22 protein-coding genes are annotated in these 25,013 nt (G+C 66.2%); 18 read left to right on the top strand and 4 right to left on the bottom strand.

The features are described 5' to 3' along the window. Positions 1 to 255: 255 nt before the first annotated feature. From QBJ92_RS12805 to QBJ92_RS12760, 10 genes are all read left to right on the top strand, one after another. A complete protein-coding gene (locus QBJ92_RS12805; RefSeq protein WP_277970090.1) occupies positions 256 to 1,038 on the top strand; it encodes an enoyl-CoA hydratase-related protein in 783 nt (260 codons plus the stop codon). Continuing rightward, positions 1,038 to 3,389 (top strand): methylmalonyl-CoA mutase, encoded by a 2,352-nt coding sequence (gene scpA / locus QBJ92_RS12800; protein ID WP_277970089.1) that lies wholly within the window; start codon positions 1,038 to 1,040, stop codon positions 3,387 to 3,389. Before QBJ92_RS12805 ends, scpA begins: the two co-directional genes overlap by 1 nt. Beyond that, complete coding sequence (gene bioB / locus QBJ92_RS12795; RefSeq protein WP_277970088.1) at positions 3,386 to 4,519, top strand: biotin synthase BioB; 1,134 nt, start codon at positions 3,386 to 3,388, stop codon at positions 4,517 to 4,519. The genes scpA and bioB overlap by 4 nt, the downstream gene beginning before the upstream one ends. Further along, positions 4,510 to 4,872: a lysozyme inhibitor LprI family protein gene (locus QBJ92_RS12790; protein ID WP_277970087.1), complete on the top strand. Its 363-nt coding sequence runs from the start codon at positions 4,510 to 4,512 to the stop codon at positions 4,870 to 4,872. The genes bioB and QBJ92_RS12790 overlap by 10 nt, the downstream gene beginning before the upstream one ends. 55 nt (positions 4,873 to 4,927) lie before the next feature. Further along, complete coding sequence (locus tag QBJ92_RS12785; RefSeq protein ID WP_277970086.1) at positions 4,928 to 7,060, top strand: acetyl-CoA carboxylase biotin carboxylase subunit; 2,133 nt, start codon at positions 4,928 to 4,930, stop codon at positions 7,058 to 7,060. Positions 7,061 to 7,137: 77 nt separating this feature from the next. Continuing rightward, the gene (locus QBJ92_RS12780) at positions 7,138 to 8,619 is read left to right on the top strand and encodes an efflux transporter outer membrane subunit (protein ID WP_277970085.1); all 1,482 of its coding nucleotides are present in this window, start codon (positions 7,138 to 7,140) and stop codon (positions 8,617 to 8,619) included. Next, the gene (locus tag QBJ92_RS12775; RefSeq protein WP_277970084.1) at positions 8,620 to 10,017 is read left to right on the top strand and encodes an efflux RND transporter periplasmic adaptor subunit; all 1,398 of its coding nucleotides are present in this window, start codon (positions 8,620 to 8,622) and stop codon (positions 10,015 to 10,017) included. After that, positions 10,007 to 10,762, top strand: coding sequence for an ABC transporter ATP-binding protein (locus QBJ92_RS12770; protein WP_277970083.1), 756 nt, complete (start codon positions 10,007 to 10,009; stop codon positions 10,760 to 10,762). The genes QBJ92_RS12775 and QBJ92_RS12770 overlap by 11 nt, the downstream gene beginning before the upstream one ends. A 190-nt stretch (positions 10,763 to 10,952) precedes the next feature. After that, positions 10,953 to 12,161, top strand: a complete 1,209-nt coding sequence (locus QBJ92_RS12765; protein ID WP_277970082.1) for an ABC transporter permease — start codon at positions 10,953 to 10,955, stop codon at positions 12,159 to 12,161. A gap of 185 nt (positions 12,162 to 12,346) precedes the next feature. After that, positions 12,347 to 13,279 (top strand): 50S ribosomal protein L11 methyltransferase, encoded by a 933-nt coding sequence (locus tag QBJ92_RS12760; protein ID WP_277970081.1) that lies wholly within the window; start codon positions 12,347 to 12,349, stop codon positions 13,277 to 13,279. A 50-nt stretch (positions 13,280 to 13,329) separates the two neighbouring features. On the opposite strand, the gene QBJ92_RS12755 is transcribed toward QBJ92_RS12760, so the two are convergent. Together QBJ92_RS12755 and phhA are read right to left on the bottom strand one after the other, a co-directional pair. Then, positions 13,330 to 13,662, bottom strand: a complete 333-nt coding sequence (locus tag QBJ92_RS12755; RefSeq protein WP_277970080.1) for an EthD family reductase — start codon at positions 13,660 to 13,662, stop codon at positions 13,330 to 13,332. Next, a complete protein-coding gene (gene phhA, locus QBJ92_RS12750; protein ID WP_277970079.1) occupies positions 13,659 to 14,525 on the bottom strand; it encodes a phenylalanine 4-monooxygenase in 867 nt (288 codons plus the stop codon). Before phhA ends, QBJ92_RS12755 begins: the two co-directional genes overlap by 4 nt. A gap of 46 nt (positions 14,526 to 14,571) precedes the next feature. On the opposite strand from phhA, the gene QBJ92_RS12745 reads away from it, so the two are divergent. After that, positions 14,572 to 15,234 carry a TIGR02117 family protein gene (locus QBJ92_RS12745; RefSeq protein WP_277970078.1) on the top strand — a complete coding sequence of 221 codons (663 nt, stop codon included), beginning with the start codon at positions 14,572 to 14,574 and terminating at the stop codon, positions 15,232 to 15,234. Further along, the gene (locus tag QBJ92_RS12740) at positions 15,231 to 15,935 is read left to right on the top strand and encodes an esterase/lipase family protein (RefSeq protein WP_277970077.1); all 705 of its coding nucleotides are present in this window, start codon (positions 15,231 to 15,233) and stop codon (positions 15,933 to 15,935) included. Before QBJ92_RS12745 ends, QBJ92_RS12740 begins: the two co-directional genes overlap by 4 nt. Before the next feature lie 6 nt (positions 15,936 to 15,941). Here QBJ92_RS12740 and QBJ92_RS12735 read toward each other — a convergent pair whose 3' ends face one another. Beyond that, positions 15,942 to 16,190: a hypothetical protein gene (locus tag QBJ92_RS12735; protein ID WP_277970076.1), complete on the bottom strand. Its 249-nt coding sequence runs from the start codon at positions 16,188 to 16,190 to the stop codon at positions 15,942 to 15,944. Further along, positions 16,187 to 17,221 carry a glycerophosphodiester phosphodiesterase gene (locus QBJ92_RS12730; protein ID WP_277970108.1) on the bottom strand — a complete coding sequence of 345 codons (1,035 nt, stop codon included), beginning with the start codon at positions 17,219 to 17,221 and terminating at the stop codon, positions 16,187 to 16,189. Before QBJ92_RS12730 ends, QBJ92_RS12735 begins: the two co-directional genes overlap by 4 nt. Positions 17,222 to 17,368: 147 nt before the next feature. On the opposite strand from QBJ92_RS12730, the gene QBJ92_RS12725 reads away from it, so the two are divergent. The 6 genes from QBJ92_RS12725 (at position 17,369) to QBJ92_RS12700 (ending at position 24,950) form a co-directional block, all read left to right on the top strand. Further along, on the top strand, positions 17,369 to 17,890 hold the full coding sequence (locus QBJ92_RS12725) for a 2Fe-2S iron-sulfur cluster-binding protein (RefSeq protein ID WP_277970075.1): 522 nt from the start codon (positions 17,369 to 17,371) through the stop codon (positions 17,888 to 17,890). Continuing rightward, entirely contained in the window at positions 17,887 to 18,861 is a 975-nt protein-coding gene (locus QBJ92_RS12720; RefSeq protein ID WP_277970074.1) for an FAD binding domain-containing protein, read from the top strand. The genes QBJ92_RS12725 and QBJ92_RS12720 overlap by 4 nt, the downstream gene beginning before the upstream one ends. Then, positions 18,858 to 21,083, top strand: coding sequence for a xanthine dehydrogenase family protein molybdopterin-binding subunit (locus QBJ92_RS12715; protein WP_277970073.1), 2,226 nt, complete (start codon positions 18,858 to 18,860; stop codon positions 21,081 to 21,083). The genes QBJ92_RS12720 and QBJ92_RS12715 overlap by 4 nt, the downstream gene beginning before the upstream one ends. Before the next feature lie 25 nt (positions 21,084 to 21,108). After that, positions 21,109 to 23,316, top strand: coding sequence for a xanthine dehydrogenase family protein molybdopterin-binding subunit (locus QBJ92_RS12710; protein WP_277970072.1), 2,208 nt, complete (start codon positions 21,109 to 21,111; stop codon positions 23,314 to 23,316). A 120-nt stretch (positions 23,317 to 23,436) separates the two neighbouring features. After that, positions 23,437 to 24,369 carry an XdhC family protein gene (locus QBJ92_RS12705; RefSeq protein ID WP_277970071.1) on the top strand — a complete coding sequence of 311 codons (933 nt, stop codon included), beginning with the start codon at positions 23,437 to 23,439 and terminating at the stop codon, positions 24,367 to 24,369. 5 nt (positions 24,370 to 24,374) lie between these two features. Continuing rightward, positions 24,375 to 24,950 (top strand): nucleotidyltransferase family protein, encoded by a 576-nt coding sequence (locus QBJ92_RS12700; protein WP_277970070.1) that lies wholly within the window; start codon positions 24,375 to 24,377, stop codon positions 24,948 to 24,950. The last annotated feature ends 63 nt before the right edge of the window (positions 24,951 to 25,013 follow it).

Raw genomic sequence — 25,013 nt, 5'->3', positions numbered from 1 at the left:
TGATCGTGCCCCCTTGCCCCACAAGCTGCCGTCATGCTGAACTTGTTTCAGCATCCACCGCGCAACGGGCTCAGTCCGGACTCGTGGAGGGCTGGATCCTGAAACGAGTTCAGGATGACGGACAGTTTTGCAAACCTCTCGTCTTCGCGGGATGACGGAAGGAGGCGGCGATCCCGTTTTCTTCAACCAATGGATTTGCGTGAACAAAGCCCCGCCTTACGCTACCACGCGGCCAACGTTTCCAAGGACAAACCGATGCCCGACCCGATGATCCAGACCGAGCGGCGCGGCGATGTGCTGATCGTGACGCTCAACCGCCCGGACCGGCTCAACGCCGCCCCGCCGCAGATGTTCGCGGACCTCCGCGCCGCGCTCGCCACGCTCGACGGCGCACGCGCGGTGCTGATCGCGGCGGCGGGGCGGGGGTTCTGTTCGGGCGCCGACGTCGGCGGCGGCGCGCTCGGGAGCGACGACCCCGGCAACACTACCTTCAAGGCATTGACCGAAGCGTATAACCCGACGATCGCCGCGATCGCCGACCTGTCCGTCCCCGTCGTCAGCGCGGTGCGCGGGCCCGCCGCCGGGATCGGGTGCAGCCTCGCGCTCGCCGCCGATTTCTGCGTCGCGAGCGAGGCCGCTTATTTTCTCCAGGCGTTCGTCAACATCGGGCTCGTCCCCGATGGCGGCGCGTCGTGGATGCTCCCGCGGCTGATCGGCCGTGCGCGCGCGACCGAGATGATGCTGCTCGGCGAACGCGTTCCTGCTGAAAAGGCGCTCGATTGGGGGATGATCCACAAGGTCGTGGCCGACGACGTGCTCGATGCCGAAGCGGTCGCATTGGCGGAACGGCTCGCCGCCGGGCCGACCGTCGCTATGGGGCTGATCCGGCGCCAGATCCGGCATGCTTACGAAGCCGATTACGCTGCGGCGATGCTGCAAGAGGCCGAAAACCAGCGGCATGTCCGCGGGACCGCCGATTCGATCGAAGGCGGCATGGCCTTCTTGCAGAAACGAAAGCCACAGTTCACAGGAACCTGATGGTAGAGATTGAAACCAATTCGGGTGAGGATGCCGGCAGCACGCCGGCCCCGCGCGATCTTCCCGAGCCGAGCACGCGCCCGACGCTGGACGCCTGGGCGGCGGCGGCGGCGAAGGAGGTCAAGGGCAGGGACCTGACCTGGCACACGCCCGAAGGGATCGACGTCAAGCCGCTGTACACCGCGGCGGACGTGGCGGAGATCGACCCCGGTCTCCCCGGCTTCGCGCCGTTCACGCGCGGCGTGCGCGCGTCGATGTATGCGGGGCGGCCGTGGACGATCCGGCAATATGCGGGGTTCTCGACCGCGGAGGCGTCCAACGCCTTTTATCGCCGCAACCTGGCCGCTGGGCAGAAGGGGCTGTCGGTCGCGTTCGATCTGGCGACGCATCGTGGCTATGACAGCGACCATCCGCGGGTGACCGGCGATGTCGGCAAGGCGGGGGTCGCGATCGACACGATCGACGATATGAAGATCCTGTTCGACGGGATTCCGCTCGACAAGATGTCGGTCTCGATGACGATGAACGGTGCGGTGATCCCGATCCTCGCCTTCTTCATCGTCGCGGGCGAGGAGCAGGGCGTGCCGCAGCATCTGCTCGACGGGACGATCCAGAACGACATCCTCAAGGAGTTCATGGTCCGCAACACGTATATCTATCCGCCTGCGCCGAGCATGCGGATCATCTCGGACATCATCGGTTATACGTCGGCGCATATGCCGAAGTTCAACTCTATCTCGATCTCCGGCTATCACATGCAGGAAGCGGGCGCGACGCAGCTTCAGGAGCTGGCGTTCACGATCGCGGACGGGCGCGAGTACGCCAAGGCGGCGATGGCGTCGGGGCTCGACCTCGATGCGTTCGCGGGACGGCTGAGCTTCTTCTTCGCGATCGGCATGAACTTCTTCATGGAAATCGCCAAGCTGCGCGCAGCGCGCAAGCTGTGGCACCGCGTGATGACCGATCTCGGCGCGAAGGACGAACGCTCCAAGATGCTGCGGACGCACTGCCAGACGAGCGGCGTCTCGCTGACCGAGCAGGACCCGTATAATAACGTGATCCGCACCACGGTCGAGGCGATGGCGGCGATGCTGGGGGGGACGCAGTCGCTCCACACCAACGCACTCGACGAGGCGATCGCTTTGCCGACCGACTTCTCCGCACGGATCGCACGCAACACGCAGATCGTGCTGCAGGAAGAGACGGGGATGACCAAGGTCGTCGATCCCCTGGGCGGCAGCTATTATATCGAGAGCCTGACCGAGGAACTCGTTGAGAAGGCGTGGGAGATCATCCAGCGCGTCGAGGCCGAGGGCGGGATGGCGCAGGCAGTCGCGGCGGGCTGGCCCAAGGCGATGATCGAGGAAGCGTCTGCCGGTCGTGCCGCGCGGGTCGACAAGGGCGAGGACGTCATCGTCGGCGTCAACAAGTACAAATTGTCCGAGCAGGACCCGATCGACATTCTCGACGTCGACAATGTTGCGGTGCGCGAGGCGCAGATTGCGCGGATTGCACGGTCGAAGGCCGGGCGTGACGAGGCGAAGTGCCAGGCGGCGCTGAACGCTTTGCGCGAGGGTGCGCGCAAATCCTCCCCCGCCATGGCGGGGGAGGGGGACCGTGAGCATTCAGCGAACGGTGGAGGGGTCGATCCGGGCGCGGCACCTGCGGCAGAACCCCTCCACCACCCGGCTGAAGAAGCCGGGCGGTCCCCCTCCCCCGTTGGGGGAGGATCTAATTTGCTCGCACTGGCGGTCGAATGCGCTCGCCAGCGCGCCACGCTCGGTGAGATTTCTTCCGCGATGGAGGATGTGTTCGGACGCTACGATACCGTGCCGACGCCGGTTTCGGGCATCTACGGCGGCGCGCATGAGTTCGACGCGGCGTGGCAGGGGCTGAAGGAAGGCGTCGTCTCGCTCGAGACGCGCAATGGCCGTCGCCCGCGGATGCTCGTCGCGAAGATGGGGCAGGACGGGCATGACCGCGGCGCGAACCTCGTGTCGTCGGCGTTCGGCGATCTCGGGTTCGAGGTGGTGCCGGGGCCGTTGTTCCAGACGCCCGCCGAGGCCGCCGCGCTCGCGATCGCGCGCGATGTCGACGTGGTCGGCGCGTCGTCGCTCGCGGCGGGGCACAAGACGCTGATCCCCGAGCTGATCGGGCATCTGCGCGAGGCGGGGCGCGGCGACATCAAGGTGATCGCAGGCGGGGTGATCCCCGCGCAGGATTATCAGGTGCTGCGCGATGCGGGCGTGCGGGGGATTTTCGGGCCCGGGACCAATCTGGTCGAGGCGGCGGGCGAAGTGTTGCGATTGCTGGGGCATAACATGCCCCCGGTTGAGGGAAATGTGGAATGACTGATGGACTGACCGCCGTTCGAAGCCCCTCCCCCTTGGGGGAGGGGTTGGGGTGGGGCCGTGCAGCGGACTCAACCGACGTCGGGCTCGGTGAGACTTCCCCCACCCCCATCCTCTCCCCTGAAGGGGAGGGGCGGACCAGGAACGACTGGACGCGCCAGGAAATCGCCGCGTTGTTCGATCTTCCCTTCGACGAACTGATGTTCCGCGCGCAGACCACGCACCGCGCGCATCATGCCGCGGGGCAGGTGCAGCTGTGCACTTTGCTGTCGATCAAGACCGGCGGTTGCCCGGAGGATTGCGGCTATTGCAACCAGTCCGCCAGCGCCGACACCGAGCTGAAGGCCAGCAAGCTGATGGACGTCCGCGCTGTCCTGCAATCCGCCGCGCAGGCGCGCGACGCGGGGTCGCAGCGGTTCTGCATGGGCGCGGCGTGGCGCAACCCCAAGGACAAGGACATGCCCGCGATCATCGAGATGGTGCAGGGCGTCCGCCAGATGGGGATGGAAACCTGCATGACGCTGGGCATGCTGACGCCCGCCCAGGCCGAGCAGCTCGCCGATGCGGGGCTCGATTATTACAACCACAACATCGACACGAGCCCAGAGAAATACGCCGAGGTCATCACCACGCGAACCTTCCAGGACCGGCTCGATACGCTCGAGCACGTCCGTGAAGCTGGCATCAACGTGTGCTGCGGCGGGATCGTCGGGATGGGCGAGACGCGCGGCGATCGCGTCGGCTTCATTCATGCGCTCGCCACTTTGCCGCGCCACCCGGAGAGCGTGCCGGTCAATGCGCTGGTGCCGGTCAAGGGCACGGTGCTCGGCAACATGCTCGCCGATACGCCGCTCGCCGCGATCGACGAGATCGAGTTCGTCCGCACCGTCGCGGTCGCGCGGATCACGATGCCGCTGAGCATGGTGCGCTTGTCCGCTGGGCGCGAGAGCATGTCCGATGCGACGCAGGCGCTGTGCTTCATGGCGGGCGCGAACTCGATCTTCACCGGCGACAAGCTGCTCACCACGGGCAATGCCGGCGACGACAAGGACGCCGCGTTGCTGGCCAAGCTCGGGCTTGTCCCGATGGTTGGGGAAGAACCGATGCGGAAGGAAAAGACATGCTGTTGATCACGTTGCTGATGGCCACGGCCGCGCCGGTCCAGACTCAGGCGGCGATGAACCGCACCGCCGGGTCGAGCTATGCGCAGGCGGATGCCGGGATGACCGCGCAGTGGAAGCGGACCTACGCGTACATGAAGCGCCGCGACGCGCAGGACACGTCGCGCGGCGGCGGGTTCGGTTATGCGGGCGCGCTGCTCGAGAGCCAGCGTGCTTGGCTCAAGTTTCGCGACACGCAGTGCGTGATCGAGGGCGGGCAATATGCGGGCGGGTCGGCGCAGGGCATGACGATGGCGGCCTGTCGGACCAGCATGACGCGGGCGCGCACCGCGCAGCTCAAATCGATGATCTGGTACCAATAACGATCAGTCCGCACCCGGCATCCGGTCGGGGAGACGGCACAGTTTAGGGCGAGCGATGTTCAAGAAAATCCTGGTTGCGAACCGCGGCGAAATTGCCTGCCGCGTGATGCGGACCGCAAAGAAGATGGGGATCGCCACGGTCGCGGTCTATTCCGACGCGGACGCGCGCAGCCCGCATGTGCTGATGGCGGACGAAAGCGTGCGTCTTGGGCCGCCGCCGGCGGGCGACAGCTATCTGCTCGCCGACCTGATCCTGCTTGCGGCCAAGGAAACCGGCGCGGACTGCATCCATCCCGGCTACGGCTTCCTGTCCGAGCGCGAGAGCTTTGCGCGCGCTTGCGCCGATGCCGGGATCGCGTTCGTCGGGCCGCCGCCCAAGGCGATCGCCGCGATGGGGGACAAGATCGAGTCCAAGAAGCTCGCCAAGGCGGCCGGCGTCAACGTCGTCCCCGGTTTCCTCGGTGAGATCGCCGACACCGAGGAAGCGGTGAAGATCGCCACCGACATCGGCTATCCGGTGATGATGAAGGCCAGCGCGGGCGGCGGCGGCAAGGGGATGCGGCTTGCTTATGCCGAACAGGATGTTCGCGAGGGCTTCGAGGCGACAAAGCGCGAGGGCCTGGCGTCGTTCGGCGATGATCGAGTGTTCATCGAGAAGTTCATCGAATCGCCGCGCCATATCGAAATCCAGGTGATGGGCGATCAGCACGGCAACATCGTCTATCTCGGCGAGCGCGAATGTTCGATCCAGCGGCGGCACCAGAAGGTGGTCGAGGAAGCGCCGTCGCCGTTCGTCACGCCGAAGATGCGTAAAAGCATGGGCGAGCAGGCGGTCGCGCTCGCGCGTGCGGTCGGGTATTTTTCGGCGGGGACGGTCGAGCTGATCGTCTCGGGCGCGGATACGACTGGCGAGGGGTTCTACTTCCTCGAGATGAATACGCGGCTGCAGGTCGAGCATCCGGTGACCGAGGCGGTGACCGGGCTGGATCTGGTTGAGCTGATGATCCGGGTGGCGGCGGGTGAGGCGCTGCCGTTTTCGCAGGACGATGTGACGCTCAAGGGGTGGGCGATCGAGAACCGGGTTTATGCCGAGGATCCGTATCGCGGGTTCTTGCCGAGCACGGGGCGGCTGGTGCGGTATCAGCCGCCGGAAAGTGTGGGGACGCCGTATGCCGCGCTTAGCCCCTCCCCCTCGGGGGAGGGGTTGGGGTGGGGCCGTGCAGCGGACTCTACCACCGGCAGTCTCGGTGAGACCGCCCCCACCCCCTACCCCTCCCCTGAAGGGGAGGGGCAAGAAGGAGAAGAGGGAGCTTACGTTCGTGTCGACGATGGCGTGCGCGAGGGGGGCGAGGTCAGCATCTTCTATGACCCGATGATCGCCAAGCTCATCACCTGGGCGCCGACGCGCGAGGAAGCGATCGACGAGCAGATCGCCGCGCTCGATGCGTTCGAGATCACCGGCCCCGGCAACAACATCGACTTCCTATCCGCGTTGATGCAGCACCCGCGCTTCCGGTCGGGCACCATCACGACCGGGTTCATCGCCGAGGAATATCCCGACGGCTTCCACGGCGCGCCTGCATCGCCCGAGCTCATCCGCGACTTGTCCGCGATCGCTGCCTTCGCCGCGACCGCCGAGGCGGATCGGGCGCGCCGCATCGACGGCCAACTCGGCAAGCGGCTGCGCCCGCCCGCGCAATGGGCGGTCAAGATCGGCGAGGCCACGCATGTCGTCGACATTTCGACCGACGGCGTCACGGTTGATGGCGAAGAGCTGGATATCGCGCTGGAATACACCCCGGGCGACCGGATGGTGCACGCCGAGATCGAGGACACCGACCTGAGCGTGAAGATCGTCCGCACGCGCGGCGGCTTCCGCCTCACCACGCGCGGCGCGAGCCATGATGCGCGCGTACTTCCCGCGCATGTCGCACCTTTTGCGCAGCATCTGATCGAAAAGATCCCGCCCGATCTGTCCAAGTTCCTGCTGTGCCCGATGCCGGGCCTGCTGATGCGGCTCGACGTCGGCGTGGGCGACAAGGTCGAGGCGGGGCAACCGCTCGCGGTAGTCGAGGCGATGAAGATGGAGAACATACTGCGCGCCGAAAAGGCCGGGACGGTCAAGGCGGTCAACGCCAAGACCGGCGATAGTCTGGCGGTCGACGCGGTCATTCTCGAAATGGAATGACAGAAACGGGCCCCGCCGCGACACATTGCGACAATTAATCGATGGACCGCGACCGGTGTGTTAGTCACACAGGACGTATGCGGCTTCGATCCCTCCTGTTGCTCTCGCTGACGGTGCCGATCGCGGCGTGTACGGTCGGTCCGGATTACCATCCGGCGACCCCGACGGCGCTGGGCGTGCCCGATACCTATTCGGTCCCGCTTCCGGCGCAGGCGAGCGGCGACCTGACCGCGTGGTGGACTCGGTTCGACGACCCGCTGCTCACCAGCGTGGTCGAGCGCGCGCGCGCCAACAATCTCGATATCGCGCAAGCGGTCGCGCGGTTGCGGCAGGCGCGCGAGGCGCTGGTCCAGTCGCGCGCGCAATTGTTGCCTACGGTGAATGGCTCGTCGGGCTATACCCGCTCGCAAAGCATCGTCGGCGGGACGACCACCTTGCCCGGCGGGGCGACGGTCATCACCGGGCGCGGATCGGGCGATACGCTGTCGCTCGGGCTCGACGTGCAATATCAGGTCGGCCTGTTCGGCGAGGTCCGGCGGACGGTCGAAGCGAGCCGCGCGCAATATGAGACGTCGGGCTATGATCTGGCGACGGTGTTGCTCTCGACCGAGGCGGAGGCGGCGCGCAACTACATGTTGGCGCGGCTGTATCAGGCGCAACTCGCCAATGCGCGGGCGTCGCTGCGCGTGCAGGACGACAATCTCGAGATCGCGGGCTTCCGGGTCCAGGCCGGGCTGGTGTCCTCGCTCGACGCCGAACAAGCGCGTTCGCAGCGCGCCACCACTGCCGCGACGATCCCGACGATCGAGCAGAATTACAACGCCGCGGTTTCGCGGATCGGCGTGCTGACCGGGCAGGCCCCGGGCGCGCTCAAGGCCGAGCTGGCGGCAACGCGATCGATCCCGACCGGCCCGGACAGCGTCGCGGTTGGGGTGCCGCTCGACACGCTGCGCCAGCGTCCCGACGTTCGCGCCGCCGAACGCCAGCTTGCCGCGACCACCGCGCAGATCGGCGTAGCGAAGGCGCAACTCTATCCCGCGTTCGCGATCAGCGGGAGCCTGTCGACCGACGCCTCCAAGATCGGCAATCTGTTCCAGACGATTGCCGGGCAGGTGTTCGCCGGGCTGACGCAGGCGATCTTCAACGGCGGGCGGCTGCGGTCGCAAGTGCGGAGCAGCGAAGCCGCGGCGGACGGGGCGTTCTCGGCGTACAAGTCGACCGTGCTGCAAGGGCTGGAGGACGTCGAGAACGCGGTCGTCGCGCTCGATTCGGCCAAGCGCCGTGCCGAACAGTTCACGATTGCGCTCGATGCCGCCAACACCAGCGCGATCCTGTCGCGCAGCCAGTATCGCGCGGGGCTGACCGATTTCGTCACGCTCAACACGACCGAAACCGCGCTGCTCAACGCGCGCAACGGATTGAGCCAGGCGCAATCCGACCGCGCGACCGCGTTGGTGCAACTGTTTCTCGCGCTCGGCGGCGGGTGGGACAGCCGCGCCGATCCGACCGCGCTGATCGCACCCCCCGCGTCCAACCCCATCGTCCGGCAGGAACGCTAAATGGCCACCACGCCCCCGACCGCACCCAGCCCCGATCTGGATGCCTTCCTCGGCACCAAGCTCGTTCCCGCGTGGAAGCGTTGGGGCAAATGGGTCCTGGTCGCGCTCGGCGTGATCCTGCTGCTGCTGGCGCTCAAGAGCTGCTTTGCCGGCGACGCCAAGCCCGAGTACGCGACCGCCGCGGTCGAACGCGGCGCGCTGTCGGTCAGCGTGTCGGCGACGGGGAAGCTCGCGCCGACCAATCAAGTGCAGGTCGGGTCGGAATTGTCGGGGCTCGTCACCAAGGTGGTGGTCGACGTCAACGACCGGGTGACCAAGAACCAGCCGCTCGCGCTGGTCGATCCGTCGCGGTTCCAGGATGCGGTCAATCAAAGCCAGGCCGCGCTCGACGCGGCGGTCGCCACGGTCGCGCAGAATCAGGCGACGCTGGCGCAGGCGAATGCCACGCTGTCGCGGTTTGAGGAAGTCAGCCGCCTGTCGGGGGGACGCGTGCCCGCCAAGACCGAGCTCGACCAGGCACGCGCCGACCGGGATCGCGGGATCGCCAACGTCCGCGCCGCGCAGGCGAACGTGGTGTCGGCGCGCGCGACGCTCTCGTCCAACGCGACGCAGTTGGTTAAGACGGTGATCCGCTCGCCGGTCAACGGCGTCGTGCTCGCACGGCAGATCGAACCGGGGCAGACCGTCGCGGCTTCGTTCAGCACGCCGACGCTGTTCGTGATCGCCGAGGACCTCAGCCGAATGAAGCTCGCGGTCGCGATCGACGAGGCGGACGTGGGGTCGGTCAAGGAAGGGCAAAACGCGACCTTCACGGTCGATGCCTTCCCGGGGAAGACCTTCCCGGCGGATATCACGCGCGTCGATCTCGGGTCGAACCTCAGCGCGTCGACCAGTTCGTCGGGCAGCACGACGACCACCACCTCCACCGCGGGGCAGGTCGTTTCGTACAGCGCGACGCTTTCGGTCGCGAATGCCGGGCTGCAGTTGCGCCCGGGCATGACCGCGACCGCCGATATCGTGACGACCGCCAAGCCCAACGTCCTGCTCGTCCCCAACGCTGCCTTGCGGTTCAAGCCCACTGATACCGGGGCGTCGAGCGGCGGCAGCGGGATCGCGGGAGCGCTGGTTCCCCGTCCACGCCGTCGTGGCGGCGCGGGCAGCGGCAAGGGCGAGACGGTCAAGCGCGGGGGCGCGCAGACAGTCTATGTGCTTGCCGCAGACGGGACGCCAAAGGCGGTCGACATCACCACCGGCGAAAGCAATGGATCGATGACCGAAGTCCTCGGCGGTGCGCTCAAGCCCGGCGACAAGGTGATCACCGGACAGCTTGCGAAGGATTCCACTGGCGGGGCGAGCGGGCAACGGCGGCGATCGGGCGGGCAGGGCGGTGGCCAGTAATTCCGCCTCCCCGGCGGTGTCGGAAGCGGCTGCGGTCGCGCCGATCATTTCGCTCCGCGACGTTACCAAGCGCTACGGCGACGGCGCGACAGCGTTCCTCGCATTGAAGGGGATCGACCTCGACATCGCGCAGGGCGACTTCGTCGCGGTGATGGGTGCGAGCGGATCGGGCAAATCGACCACGATGAACATCCTCGGCTGTCTCGACGTCCCCACGGGGGGGACGTTCGCGTTCAAGGGCGTCCATGTCGAGACGCTCGATCGCGACCAGCGCGCGTTGTTGCGGCGCAAGTATCTGGGGTTCGTGTTTCAAGGGTTCAATTTGCTCGCACGGACCACCGCGCTCGAGAATGTCGAACTGCCGCTGCTGTATCGCGGCGACGCCAAGGGCGCGCGGCGGGCGGCGGCGATGGCGGCGCTCGACAAGGTGGGCCTCGCGAACTGGTGGGACCATACGCCCGCCGAACTTTCGGGCGGGCAGCAGCAGCGCGTCGCGATCGCGCGGGCGATCGTCACCAGTCCGGCGGTGCTGCTGGCGGACGAGCCGACGGGGAACCTCGATTCGGAGCGTTCGGTCGAGATCATGGAATTGCTGGCGGGGCTCAACCGCGACAGCGGGATTACGGTGATCATGGTGACGCACGAGCCCGACATGGCGGCGTTCGCGCGGACGATCGTGCATTTCAAGGACGGGCTGGTGGAGCGGATCGACACGCAGCATCATCAGGGCGAGGTGGCGTTGTGACGTGCGCAACGCAAAAGCCCCTCCCCTTCAGGGGAGGGGTTGGGGTGGGGCCGTTCCGCGAGCCTAGAGCGATGTGGATGCTGGACTGCCCCACCCCCAACCCAGTGTCGGGTGAAGGATGCCCCGCATCCTTCAGGCCATGCCGGGGGCATGGCCGACCCGACACTCCTGAAGGGGAGGGGCTAGAGTAATGTTCGGCACAACCCTCTCCCTCGCGCTGCGCTCGATCGCGCGGCACAAGCTGCGCTCGTTCCTCACCACGCTCGGGATCATCATCGGCGTTGCGGCGGTCGTGACGATGGTCACGCTCGGCAAGGCGACGACCGCTGCCGTGCAGAAATCGATCTCTTCGCTCGGCACCAATATCCTCCAGGTCCGTCCCGGACAGGGGTTCGGACGCGGTGGCGGCGGCCCGCGTCCGCCCGATTTCAAACCACAGGATGCGATCGCGATCCGCGATCAGATCGCGGGCGTCACCGCGGTCGCCGCGCAGGCGGGGACCACCGCGACCGCGATCTACGAGGGCGCGAACTGGTCGACCACGCTCAACGGCACGACCAACGCCTATTTCCAGGTCCAGCCGTGGCCGCTGACCGAAGGCCGGTATTTCACGCCGGCGGAAGAAGCCGCGGGCAAATCGGTGTGCATCATCGGCAATACCGTCAACACCAACCTCTATCGCGGCGGCTCCCCGCTCGGCACGCGGATGCGGATCGGCGGGATTTCGTGCGACGTGATCGGACGCCTGTCGGCGCGCGGGCAGGCGGGGTTCGGCGGCGATCAGGACGATGTGGTGATCATGCCGCTCAAGGCGGTGCAGCGCCGCTTTACCGGGTCGACCGATCTCAAGCTGATGCTGGTCGGGGTCGACCAGGCCTATGCGACATCCGCGGTGCAAGCGTCGATCGAAGATCTGCTGCGTGAACGTCGCAACATCACCGGCGGCAAGGACGATGACTTCAACATTTTCGACACCGCGCAGATCTCGGCGACGCTGACGCAATCGACGACGCTGCTGACCGGGATCGTCACCGCGGTGGCGGGGATCAGCCTGGTTGTCGGCGGGATCGGAATCATGAACATCATGCTCGTCTCGGTGACCGAACGGACGCGCGAGATCGGCATCCGCTTGGCGATCGGCGCGGTGGCAGGGGAGGTGCTGTTGCAGTTCCTGGTCGAGGCGATCGCGCTGTCGATGCTCGGCGGGGTGATCGGGCTGGTCGTTGCGCAGGTCGCGGTGCTGTCGCTGACGGGGGTGATGAAAGTCGATTATCTGTTCGACCCGCAGATCAACATGATCGCCTTCGCCATCTCGGCGGTGATCGGGGTGGTGTTCGGCTATTTCCCGGCCCGCCGCGCCGCCGCGCTCAACCCGATCGACGCCCTCCGCCACGAATAGCCGCGCGCAGCGCAACAACCTTCTCCCGCTTCTCTTCGCGGCTTTGCGCCTTTGCGCGAGTCCCTCTTCTTCTCCTTCGCCGGGAAGAAAAAGAAGGATTGATCACGCAAAGGCGCAAAGGCGCTAAGAGAAGAAGGGGGTTGGGGACGCTTGCGCGTCGGTTCGTGCGCGGGCAGGAGCGGGCAATGACTAGCTGGAAATTGAGCCTGCCCTGCACCCGCGCCGAGGCCGAGGCGATCGATGCCGCCGAGGACATTGCGGACGGCGTCGTGCTGATGACGACCGAACTCGAGGAGGACGATCGCGAGCATTGGCGGCTCGACGCCTATCTCGAGGCCGAGCCCGATGCCGCGACGATCGCCGCGATTCAGGCGCTCGTCCCCAGTGCGGTGGCGGTGGTGCCCGAGATCGAGGCGCTGCCCGAAGAGGATTGGGTAACGCTCAGTCAGCAGGGACTCGAGCCGATCACCGAGGGGCGCTTCGTCGTCCATACCAGCGTGCATCCGGTGGACGTGCCCGTCGGCGGACGGGCGTTCCTGATCGACGCCGGGCAGGCGTTCGGAACCGGCCATCACGCGACCACGTCGGGCTGTCTCGCGATGCTCGACCGGATGGCGGGACAAGACGTCACGCGGGCGATCGACATCGGCACCGGGACGGGTCTGCTCGCTTTCGCGGCGCGGCATCTGTGGCCGCAGGCGGAGATCGTCGCGACCGACATCGACCCGCGCGCGATCGTCGTCACGCGCGAGAATGCCGAGCGCAACGCGGTCGAAGCGATCGACCTGATCGTGGCGGACGGGACGCTCGACGACGGGATCGTTGCGCGGGCGCCGTATGATCTGGTGATCGCCAACATCCTGGCGGGACCGCTCGTCTCGATGGCGCCCGAGATCGCCGCGATCGCCGCGCCGCGCGCGACGATCGTGCTGGCGGGGCTGCTGGAGACGCAACGTGCCGACGTGGTGGCTGCGTTCACGGCGTGCGGTTGCACGCTGGAGGAGACCGATCGCCGCGGCGACTGGAGCGTCCTGCGGCTCGTGGCAGGGGCGGAGCGCCATGTTCCGACCGCGCCGATCGACCCCAAGGGTCGCGATGGCTGGGCGCTGGACCTGTAGCGTCCGGAGGCGTGCTCCGCGTCCCCTTTGGCGGGACGCGGATCAGACCGTCAGCCGATCACTTCGCTGATCATCTGCTTGGGCTTGGCGTCGGTGAAATTGGCGACGTCCCCGAAAATTTCTGCGGCATGCGGGCCGGTCATCGCCTGCTGGACGTCGCCCATCGTGGCAAAGGACAGTTCGGCGACGATGATGAACGGCGGCGGGCTTCCATCGGGCCCCGGCATGCCCTTGAGCACGCGCGTGCCCGACAGCTCGGCTTTCCAGCGTTCGCGGACCAGCGGCATGTGCTGGTCGAGATAATAATCCTCGTCGAACCGGCCCGCCGATTCGTACAGCACGCTGACGACGATCATGGTGGTTTCCTTGTGCGTATCGGTCATTTTTTTCCTAACGCGTAAGCCTGCGTTCCGGTGGTGATCATCGTATCCTGCGGCAGAATTTCTGCGACGGGAATGTCGGGCAAGGTCGCGAGCGTGCGATACAGCGGTGCGAAATCGGTCTCCACCGTCACGCGCAGCAATTCCTCGAAGCTCGGAATAACGAAATAATTCTGCTGGAAGTCGTCGATGCGATAGTCCGTGCGCATCACGCGTTCCAAATCGAAGGCGATGCGGTTCGGGCTCGCGTCATCGAGCGCGAAGCGGCTTTCGGCGAAGCTCGATACGATTCCCGCGCCATAGATGCGCAAACCCTCAGGCTCGGCGATCAACCCGAATTCGACCGTGTACCAATAGAGCCGCCCGAGATATTTGAGCGCGTCGAGCCCATGCGCGCGCTGCCCGCCGCGGCCGTAGGCCGCGAGATAATCGGCGAATACCGGATCGGCGAGCATGGGCACATGGCCGAACACGTCGTGAAACACGTCCGGTTCCTGGAGATAGTCGAGCTGATCGGCGCGGCGGATGAAGTTGCCGGCGACGAAACGACGGTTCGCCATATGGTCGAAGAACACGTCGTCCGGCACCAGGCCCGGCACCGCGACGACCTGCCAGCCGGTGAGCGCCATCAACCGTTCGGACAGTTCCTCGAAATCGGGGATGCCCGGTTTGGACAGCTTCAGTACATCAAGCCCGCGTAGATACGCGTTGGAAGCACGTCCCGGCAGCAGTTTTGCCTGGCGTTCGAACAAAGTATCCCACACGCGGTGGTCTTCGTCGGTAAACGCGCTCCAGTTCTGCGGAATGGTCCAGTCGGCATTGGCCCCCGCGGGAGGGGCGTCGAGAACATGCGTATCATCGGTCATACATCGCCTCTATCATAGCGATTGCTGCGGTTGAAACAGGAAGCGAATGCGACAGTTACGCCTATCGGTCGGAGCCGGCCTCCTCATCCTGCTTCTTGCGCTGGGGAGTTACGGCATCGCGGGTCTGGTCGGCGGCATGATCGCGACCAATAGCGGCTCGGTGCGCCCGGCGGACGGTATTCCGGTGATCGTCGAGAGCAACGGAGTCCATACCGGGCTGGTTCTACCCAAGGTCGCAGCGGGTGTGGATTGGCGCGGTGTGTTGCCGGCGGGGGATCTCGCCGATCCGCGTTATGCCGCTTATGACCACGTCGCGATCGGCTGGGGCGACCGCAAATTCTACGTCGAGACGCCGACCTGGGCGGACGTCCGGCCGATGACGGTGCTATGGGCGGCGCTTGGAAGCGGGCAAACCGTCATGCACGTCGAGCATATCGCCCCGCCTCAAGCAGGGGCCGATTCGCGCGTCGTCTTGCTGCGCCCGGAGGAATATCGCCGCTTGGCCGCGTTCATTCGCGCGAGCTTCGCGCCACGCGGCTGGCATCGGACGGGATACGGGATGGATGATGCCTTTTACGCCGCGGTCGGCCATTATGACGCAATCCACACCTGCAACGACTGGACAGGCGACGCCTTGCGCGCGGCCGGCGTGCGGATCGGGGCGTGGACGCCCTTTGCGATGACGGTGCTCGAATGGTTCCCGGCGTGAAGCCGCCCTCTCGCTTCCTCTGGGCAGCTGAGTTGCCGCGCGCCGCGTTCGGGCTGGCGTCGTTGCTGGGCGCGCGCCGCAAGCTCGGCACCGCGCCGCGCGGAGACGGGCGGCCGGTTCTGCTGCTTCCGGGGATGATCAACAGCGATCGGTCGATGGCCGTGCTGCGGCGGTACCTGCGCCACCTCGGCTATCGCGCGGAGGGCTGGGGGCTGGGGCGGAACCTCGGGGTGCGGGCGATCGGCTATGAGGGGACGCTGCTGCTCGACCGGATCCGTGCACTGCATGCCGAAACCGGCAAGCCGGTCACGCTGATCGGGGTCAGTCTGGGCGGGATCATGGCGCGCTATGCCGCGCACCGTCTTCCATCGGAAGTGGCTGAAGTCATCACGATCAGCTCGCCCTTCGCGGGATCCCCCCGCGCGACCAACGTGTGGCGCACGTTCCAGCTGTTGACCGGCGAGCAGATCGATTCCCCCTCGGTGCTGGCGCAACGCAAGCTGGTGGCCGAGCCGCTTCCGATGCCGTCGACCGCGATCTGGAGTCGCAGCGACGGCTTCGTCAACGGCATGATCTGTCACGATGCAAACGGGCGGACGATCGAGGTTCGCAGCAGCCATGTGCTGGTGCAACTGCGCCCCGAAGTGCTGCTCGCGGTTGCGCGCGTGCTTGGGGAGAGCGTGCGTACGTCCGCCGCCTGATCCCGATCAGCAGTCGTTCCGGCGCTCCTCGCGGCATTCCCGCTGCGCGCGCTTGCGCTCGCGGCCTTCGCGTTCCTCCTGCTTGCGCATCTTCTTGCCGTAATTGCGGTCGGCTTCGGACTGGCTGGTCGTCGTCCAGTCGACGGTCTTGCCGACGGCCTTGACCGGGAAGGTGACGATGCTGGCGGCGGTGCGGACGCAGCCTCCGGCAAGCAACGGAAGCATCGCGGTGGCGAGCAACAGGCGGTAGTTCATCGGTTTTCCTTCACGGCGTCGCGGACCTTTACCCCAATTCCGGGGAAATCGGTGAAGAAACCGTCAATACCGAGCGCCAGATAGCGACGCATTGCCTCCTCAATCTTGCCATGCGTGGCCAGATCGACGCCGTTTTGCAGGCTTTTCGGCAGGAAGACATTCTCCGCGCGGAAGGTCCAGGGGTGGAGCCGCAGCCCGGCGGCATGCGCATCTGCCACCAGCGTCGTCGGGGCAGCATCGCCATTCTGGATCATCGCGAGCCCGGGACCGATCCCGTAAGCATAGCTTGCAACGGTCTTGAGCCCGGCGGGGGTGACCATCGCGGCATAGCTGGGGGTGGCGCGGTCGGCGGGGCCGCCGCTTGCGTCCATCAGCTGGATCAGGCGCAGTCCGGTCATGCCGTGCAGCCGTTTCAGATTGTCCACCTCGAACGACTGGATGAACACCGGATCGGTCGGCTTGCTCCATCCGGCGGCCTTGAGTTGCGCGATCAGCAGGGCTTCCATCGGATGGCCTATGCTCGCGAAATAGGTCGGATGCTTGGTCTCGGGATAGATGCCGACGACCCGCCCGCCGACCGAGTGCCGCTTGGCCAGCGCAATCACTTCGGCCAGCGTGGGGACTTCGAACTGGCCGTCATATTGGACGTTGTCGGGACGCAGCTTCGGCAACCGCTCGACCGCGCGGAGCGTCTTGAGCTCGGCAAGCGTGAAATCCTCGGTGAACCAGCCGGTGTGGCTCTCGCCATCGATCAGCTTGGTCGTGCGGCGCGCGGCGAATTCGGGGTGGGTCGCGACGTTGGTCGTGCCGGTGATGTCATTCTCGTGGCGCGCGACGAAGACATTGTCCTTGGTGAGGACGAGGTCGGGCTCGATGAAATCAGCCCCTTGGTCGATCGCAAGCGTATAAGCGGCGAGGGTATGTTCCGGGCGCAACCCGCTGGCGCCGCGATGCGCGATCACGATTGGCGGGGAGAGCGGGCGGGCGAGCGGTTGCGGCGCAGGAGATTGCATTGGCGCACCGTGCGCCATTGCGGATGCCACCGCCAGCAGCGACAGTGCCGCCAGCCGCGTCACCCCGCGCCGAACGGGGCGAGAATAAAGCCGAAACCCGCGCGTTTCTGCGGAAACCAATTCATTCATGTTCGTTAACCCGTACTGAAAAGGAGGCGCTGCCCCATGCAATTTACCATCAACGGCGAAACCCACGACGTCGAACCCGATATCCGCGCATCGTTGCTCGACGTGCTGCGCGAACACGTCGGTCTGACCGGCACCAAGAAGGGCTGCGACCATGGCCAGTGCGGTGCGTGCACCGTTCTGGTGAACGGGCGCCGGATCAATTCGTGTCTCACGCTCGCGGTCATGCATCAGGATGATGACATTCTGACGATCGAAGGGCTTGGCAGCGCGGACAATCTGCATCCGATGCAGGCGGCGTTCGTCAAGCATGACGGCTATCAGTGCGGTTACTGCACCCCCGGGCAGATCTGCTCGGCGGTCGGGATGCTCGACGAGGTCAAGAAGGGCTGGCCGAGCCATGTCAGCGACAAGCTCGACAGTGTTTCGCTTAGCAACGACGAGATTTCGGAGCGGATGAGCGGCAACCTTTGCCGTTGCTCGGCCTATCCCAACATCGTGGATGCGATTTCAGAAGTTTCCGGGCTGACGCCCGCGCAGAAAGAGGCGGCGGACGCATGAAAACCTTTGCCTATAGCCGGGCGGAAAGCCCTGAAGCCGCGGTCGCCGCGGGTGGTCGCTTCATCGCGGGCGGGACCAATCTGCTCGACCTGATGAAACTGCAGATCGAGACGCCGGAATCGCTGGTCGACATCAGCCGGCTCGACCTTGCGAAGATCGAGGAGCGCGAGGATGGCGGTCTGACGATCGGCGCGCTGGTTCCCAACAGCGACCTTGCCGCCGATCCGCGCGTGATCGCGGGCTATCCGGTGCTCAGCCGTGCGCTGCTCGCAGGGGCATCGGGTCAGTTGCGCAACAAGGCGTCGACCGGGGGTAATTTGCTCCAGCGGACGCGCTGCTATTATTTCTATGACAAGGCGACTGCCTGTAACAAGCGCGAGCCGGGCACCGGTTGCTCCGCGATCGGCGGGGTCAACCGCATTCTGGCGATCCTCGGCACGAGCGAGCATTGCATCGCGACGCACCCGAGCGACATGGCGGTCGCGATGCGGGCGCTCGATGCGACGATCGTCACGTTGAAGTCAGATGGTGATCGCCGCCGGATCGCGATCGGCGAATTCTACCGGCTTCCGGGCGACACGCCGCAGATCGAGAACGTGCTCGAGGCGGGCGAACTGATCACCCACGTCGAATTGCCGACGCCGCCCAAGGGTGAGCAGCTGTACCGCAAGGTGCGCGATCGTGCGTCCTATGCGTTCGCGCTCGTTTCGGTGGCCGGGATCGTCTCGGTCGAGGACGGCAAGATTGCTTCCGCGGCGCTCGCGTTCGGTGGTCTCGGCCCGATGCCGTGGCGCGACCCTGCGGTCGAGGCTGCGCTGATCGGGCAGGCGCCTTCGGATGCCGCGTTCGCCGCGGCGGCCGATGCGCTGCTCAAGGATGCCAAGGGCTATGGCACCAACGATTTCAAGATTCCGCTTACGCGCCGCACCCTGATTGCGAGCCTGCGTGAGCTGACGGGAGTGTCCGCATGAGTACCACCAACGCACTGAAGATGGACAAGCCGGTTCCCGACAGCTTGCTCGATACGAGCACGCAGGGGATCATTGGAAAGCCGCTCGACCGCAAGGAGGGGCCGCTCAAGGTCTCGGGCGCGGCCACCTACGCCGCCGAATATCAGATCGAGAATCTGGCGTACGGCGTGCTGGTCGGTGCGCCGTTCGGCAAGGGCAAGATCACCGGGATCGATTCGGATGTTGCCAAGGCCTTGCCGGGCGTGATCGACGTGGTGACGGATTTCGACAAGTTCCTCACGACGCCCGCGCAGGGACTGGCCCCCAAGGCACCTCAGGGCGTGGAGAACGTTCAGTATTTCGGCGAAATCGTCGCGATCGTACTGGCGGAGAGCTTCGAAGCCGCGCGCGATGCAGCGCAGCAGGTCGTGATCAACCACGAAGCGGCGGACGATGGCCGGTATGATTTCGAGGCGCTGAAGGGCGAGGCCGAAAAGCCCGCCAAGGGCGATATTCCCTCGCATTTCTCGCAGGGCGATCTCGACAAGGCGATGACCGATGCGCCGGTGACGCTCGACGTCACCTTTACCACGCCGAGCCAGAACAGCGCGGCGATGGAGCCGCATGCCAGCATCGCGACCTGGGATGACAGCGGAATGCTGACGCTTCACGGTTCGTATCAAATGCCCGGGAACGACGTGGAACAGCTCGCGGCGGCGCTGGGTGTCAGCAAGTCCAAGGTGCGGATCGTCGCGCGCTATGTCGGCGGCGGCTTCGGGTCGAAGCTCGGCATTGCGCCGGAATCGGTCGCTGCGGCGCTTGCAGCCAAGGCGCTCGGTCGCCCGGTCAAGGCGGTGATGGCGCGCCAGCAAGTGTTCGATGCGACTGTGCGCCGGTCCAATACCGAGCAGCGGATTCGTCTCGCTGCGACCGCGGACGGCAAGCTGACCGCGATGGGGCATGAAACGCTGACGTCGAACCTGCCGGACGATGATTATTTCGAGCCGACGGGTCAGGCGACGCACTTTATGTATGCGGCCGAAAACCGCGAGATCAACCACGACATCGTCCGGCTCGACTGGTTGTTGTCGGGTTCGATGCGCGCACCGGGTGAAGCGGTCGGGATGCTGGCGCTGGAAGGCGCGATGGATGAGCTGGCGGAAAAGCTCGGGATCGACCCGATCGAGTTTCGCAAGATCAACGAGCCCGAGATGGACCCCGAAAAGGGTGTGCCGCATTCGTCGCGTGAACTCGTGCGGTGCATGGACGTCGGTGCGACCAGCTTCGGCTGGGACAAGCGCAACGCGACCCCGGGAACGCGCCGCGAAGGCGAGTGGCTCGTCGGCATCGGCATGGCAGCAGCAGCGCGCGCGAACATGCTCCAGCCTTCGGAAGCGCGGGTTACCTTGTCCGCGACGGGGCGTGCGACGGTCGAAACCGACATGACCGACATCGGGACGGGAACGTACACGATCCTCGGGCAGATCGCGGGTGAAGTGCTCGGGCTTCCGCTCGAACATGTCGACGTCGAGCTGGGGGACACCAATTTCCCGACCGCAGCGGGGTCGGGCGGATCGTTCGGCGCCGGGTCGAGCGGGACCTCGGTGTATCTCGCCGCGGAAGCGATCCGCGAGAAGATTGCCAAGGCGATGGGGGTCGATGTCGACGCGCTGACGCTCAAGGACGGCCATGCGGTCGCCGACAATCGGCGCGTGCCGCTCGGTGAGCTGGCGGGCGAGGGGATCGTCGCGATCGGCTCGATCAAGCCGGGCAAGCAGGAGAAGGAAAAGACCCAGTCGTCCTACGGTGCGCATTTCGCCGAAGTTGGCGTCAATGCGGTGACGGGCGAAGTCCGTGTCCGCCGGATGCTCGGGGTATTCGCGGCTGGGCGCATTCTCAATGCAAAGACCGCGCGATCGCAGTGCCTTGGGGGCATGACCTTCGGGATCGGCACTGCGCTGACCGAGGATTTGATCCACGATCCACGCAACGGGAAGTTGGTGAACCGCGATCTGGCGGAATATCATCTGCCGGTGAACGCGGACGTCCCGCAGCTCGAAGTCGAGTTCCTCGAGGAACGCGACATCCATGCCAACCCGATGCACGCCAAGGGTATCGGCGAGCTGGGGATCTCGGGCGCAGGTGCGGCGATCGCGAATGCGGTGTACAACGCCACTGGCATCCGTGTGCGGGACTACCCACTTACGCTCGATAAGATCTTGGAAGGCCTGCCCGAACTGTAAGGGCAGGCCGCGCGCGGGGAACATCATGGCCGATTTCAAAATGGACGCCGATCACTCCGGTCTCGCGCTGGAGCGTGGCGTCCAGGGGGTGCTCGGCGCCGGGCTCGACCGGAGCGAGGGCGCGCTCAAGGTCAGCGGTGTCGCGCGCTATGGCTATGAACATCCGCTCGCGGGGGAGGTAGCGTACGGCTATCTGATCACCGCACCCGCTGCCAAGGGTAGGATCACCGGCTTCGATACCGATACCGCGCGGGGTTTGCCGGGGGTTCTCGACGTGATCGTCGACGACCCCCGCATTCCGCGTCAGGCCGCCGCCTTCGTCCCTGCGCACGCCGGCAACGACGAAATTGACCATTGGGATCAAATCGTTGGCGTCGCAGTCGCAACCAGCTTCGAGGCAGCGCGCGACGCGGCGAAATCGGTGACGATGACGATCGCGCCCGAACAGGGACATTTCGATACGATGGCGGGGGTCGGCGATGCCAGCGGTCCGCCGAAGGACTCGCGCCTGCAGGATATGGCCAAGGGCGATATCGACGCGGCGATGGCCGATGCCGCGGTGACGATCGACCAGGTTTATACCACGCCGAATCAGGTACATGCGGCGATGGAGCCGCACGCGTCGGTCGCGGTGTGGGAGGGCGACACGCTCACGCTCCATTCCAGCTTGCAGATCCTGCATGCCGCCAAGGGCATTCTGGCAAAGTCGGTCGGGATCGAAGCGGACAAGGTTCGTATCCTATCGCCTTATATTGGCGGTGGTTTTGGCGGGAAAATGCTCGGGCCGGAGGCGGTGCTTGCGGCGATCGCGGCGCAAAAGGTCGGGCGCCCGGTGAAGATCGCGATGGCGCGATCACAGCTGTTCCACAACGTCTATCGTCGCACCGATACGCATCAGCGGATCCGCTTAGCCGCTGATAAGGATGGCAAATTGACCGCGCTGGCGCATGACAGCGTGGTGAGCCAGGGGCCGGATGGCGGGTTCATGGAGCCGGTCGCGCTGGGGTCGATCGCCTTGTACGATGCGCCGGTGCGGCACTTCACGCACAAGATCGTCACGCTCGACATGGTGCAGGCGGGCGCGGTGCGCGCGCCGGGTGAGGCAGTCGGGATGCTCGCGCTCGAGACCGCGATCGATGAGCTGGCCGAGGCGCTCGGGCGCGATCCCATTGATTTTCGCAAACTTAATGAGCCGCCGGTCGACCCGATGACAGGCGCGCCGTTCTCGACACGCGCGCTGGTGGAGTGTCTCGACAAGGGCGCGGAGCGGTTCGGCTGGGCCAACCGTGCGTCGCAGCCGGGGCAAGTGCGCGACGGCGAATGGCTGATCGGGATGGGGATGGCGGCCGCGGTCCGGATCAACCTGCTGGTCGATTCACAGGCGCGCGTGACGCTTTCGCCCGACGGACGCGCGCGAATTGAGACCGATATGACCGATATTGGTACCGGAACGTACACGATTCTCGGCCAGATTGCGGCGGAATCGCTCGGTTTGCCGATGGATTGCGTCGACGTGATTCTGGGCGATACCGATCTGCCGCCGGGCGCCGGATCGGGCGGGTCGTTCGGCGCGGCGAGCGCCGGATCGTCGGTCGCGCTCGCGTGCGAGGATATCGTCGCGACGCTCGCCGAGCGGATGCAGGCGGACCCCAAGGACATGACGCTCAAGGACGGCCATGCGATCGCGGGCAACCGCCGGGTGCCGCTGTCCGAGCTGGTCGGGAGCGAGCCGCTCGCGGCGCTCGGCAAGATTAGCCAGGGGAGCAATGCCAAGACCTTCAGCCAGGCCGCGCACGGCGCGCAATTCGCCGAGGTCGCGGTCAACAGCGTGACCGGCGAAGTCCGCGTGCGGCGGATGCTCGGTGTGTTCGAGGCGGGGCGGATCCTTAACGCCAAGCTTGCGCGGAGCCAGGCGATCGGCGGGATGATCTGGGGGATCGGTTATGCGCTGATGGAAGAAGCGGTGCTCGACCAGCGGCACGGCGCGTTCGTCAATCATGACCTCGGTGAGTATCACATCCCCAGCCATGCCGACGTGCCGCCGCTCGACGTGCTGTTCGTCGAGCATATCGACCGGCACGCCAACCCGATCGGGGTGAAGGGGCTGGGCGAATTGTCGATCTCGGGCGCGGGGGCCGCGGTGACCAACGCGATCTACAATGCGTGCGGGGTGCGGGTGCGCGATTTCCCGTTGACGCTCGACAAGATCCTCGGCGGATTGCCGGATATGTGATTTCTCCCTCTCCCGCTTGCGGGAGAGGGGCGGGGAGAGGGCAGGGCGAGAAGGGCGACGGTGGGTAACCGGCACGCCCCTCTCCCCGGCCCTCTCCCGCAAGCGGGAGAGGGAGTAGAGATGGCTGACAATGATTCCGTGCTGAATGCCGCCACCCAGTGGAAGGGCGCACCGCTCGCGCTCGCCACCGTAGTGTCGACCTGGGGCTCCGCGCCGCGTCCGCGCGGGAGCCATATGCTGGTCCATGCGGATGGGCGGTTTGAAGGCTCCGTGTCGGGCGGGTGCGTCGAGAACGACATCCTCACGACCGCCGCCGAGGTGATCGCGGGCGCGCCGTTCCAGCTCAAGAACTACGGCATCGCGGATGCCGCCGCGTGGGAAGTCGGGCTACCGTGCGGGGGCGAGATCTCGGTGCTGGTCCAGCCGGTGTCGGCGGAAGGCTTCGACCCCGAACTGTTCGACCGGATCGCCGAAGCGCGCGATGACGGCAAGGCGTTGCAGGTCGTGACCGATCTCGCGTCGGGCCAGAGCTCGCTGCGCCCGCAGGAGGGCGCGGCGTTCGTCAACCGCTATGATCCCCCGCGCCGGTTGCTGATCGTCGGCGCGGTGCAGATCGCGCAGGCGCTCGCGGGGCTGACGCGCGAGATGGGGATCGCGACGACCGTGATCGACCCGCGTGCGCGCTTCCTCACCGAGGAGCGATTCCCCGGCGTCACGCTCGACGATCGCTGGCCCGACGAGGCGGTCGAGGCACTCGATCCCGGCCCCGCAACCGCAGTGGTAACGCTCAGCCACGATACCAAGATCGACGATCCCGCGCTGATCGCGGCGCTGGCGCATCCGACCGCCTATGTCGGGGCGCTCGGCTCGCGCCGAAGCCATGCCGCGCGGCGCGAGCGGCTTGCGGCGGCGGGCGTGTCCGAGGCGGACCTCGACCGGATCGACGCACCGGTCGGGATCGACATCGGCGCGGTCGGCCCGGCAGAAATCGCGCTGTCGATCGCGGCGGCGATGGTCGGCGCGTTCAATGCGGATCAGCGCAAGAAGGGATGACCGCGATGCTGACCCCCGAACAGTGCGTGCTGATTCTCCTCGCGGCGGGGCGATCGGTGCGGTTCGGGGATGTGGACAAGCTCCAGCAGGACTTCCTCGGCAAGCCGCTCGCCTTCCATGTCGTGACTGCGCTGGAAGCGATGCCGTTCAAGGCGCGGCTGGCGGTCTGCTCGGGGTCGGACCTCGACTTTGCCAGCCGTGGTTACCGCGTGATCCACAATGACGATCCGGGGGACGGCATGTCGGGCTCGGTCAAGCTCGGCGTAGCGGCGGCGCGCGAGATCGGGTGCGAGGCGGTGGTGATCGCGCTAGCGGACATGCCGCGCGTGACCGCAACGCACATCTACCGACTGCTGGAGGCGGCCGCGGGACGGGATGCGGTGATCGCATCGAGCAACGGCGTGCATCCGACGCCGCCTGCGGTGTTCGGGGCGGATCAGTTCGAGGCGTTGCTGACGCTGGAAGGCGACGAAGGCGCGCGCGCGATGGTGCGGGCGGGGCGGCACGTGATCGCGCCCGAAGCGGAGTTGCTCGACGTCGACCGGCCCGAGGATCTGGCGCGGTTGCGCAGCTTGCGGTGAGGTAGGCCGCGTAACTCCGGTGTAGCCGATCGCGACCCTGATGCCGTAGGGTCCCCGTGTCGC

The sequence above is a fragment of the Sphingomonas echinoides genome (genome assembly GCF_029623395.1).
In the GTDB taxonomy this organism is placed as follows: Bacteria; Pseudomonadota; Alphaproteobacteria; order Sphingomonadales; family Sphingomonadaceae; genus Sphingomonas; species Sphingomonas echinoides_A.
This window is presented reverse-complemented; position numbering and strand designations above follow the sequence as displayed.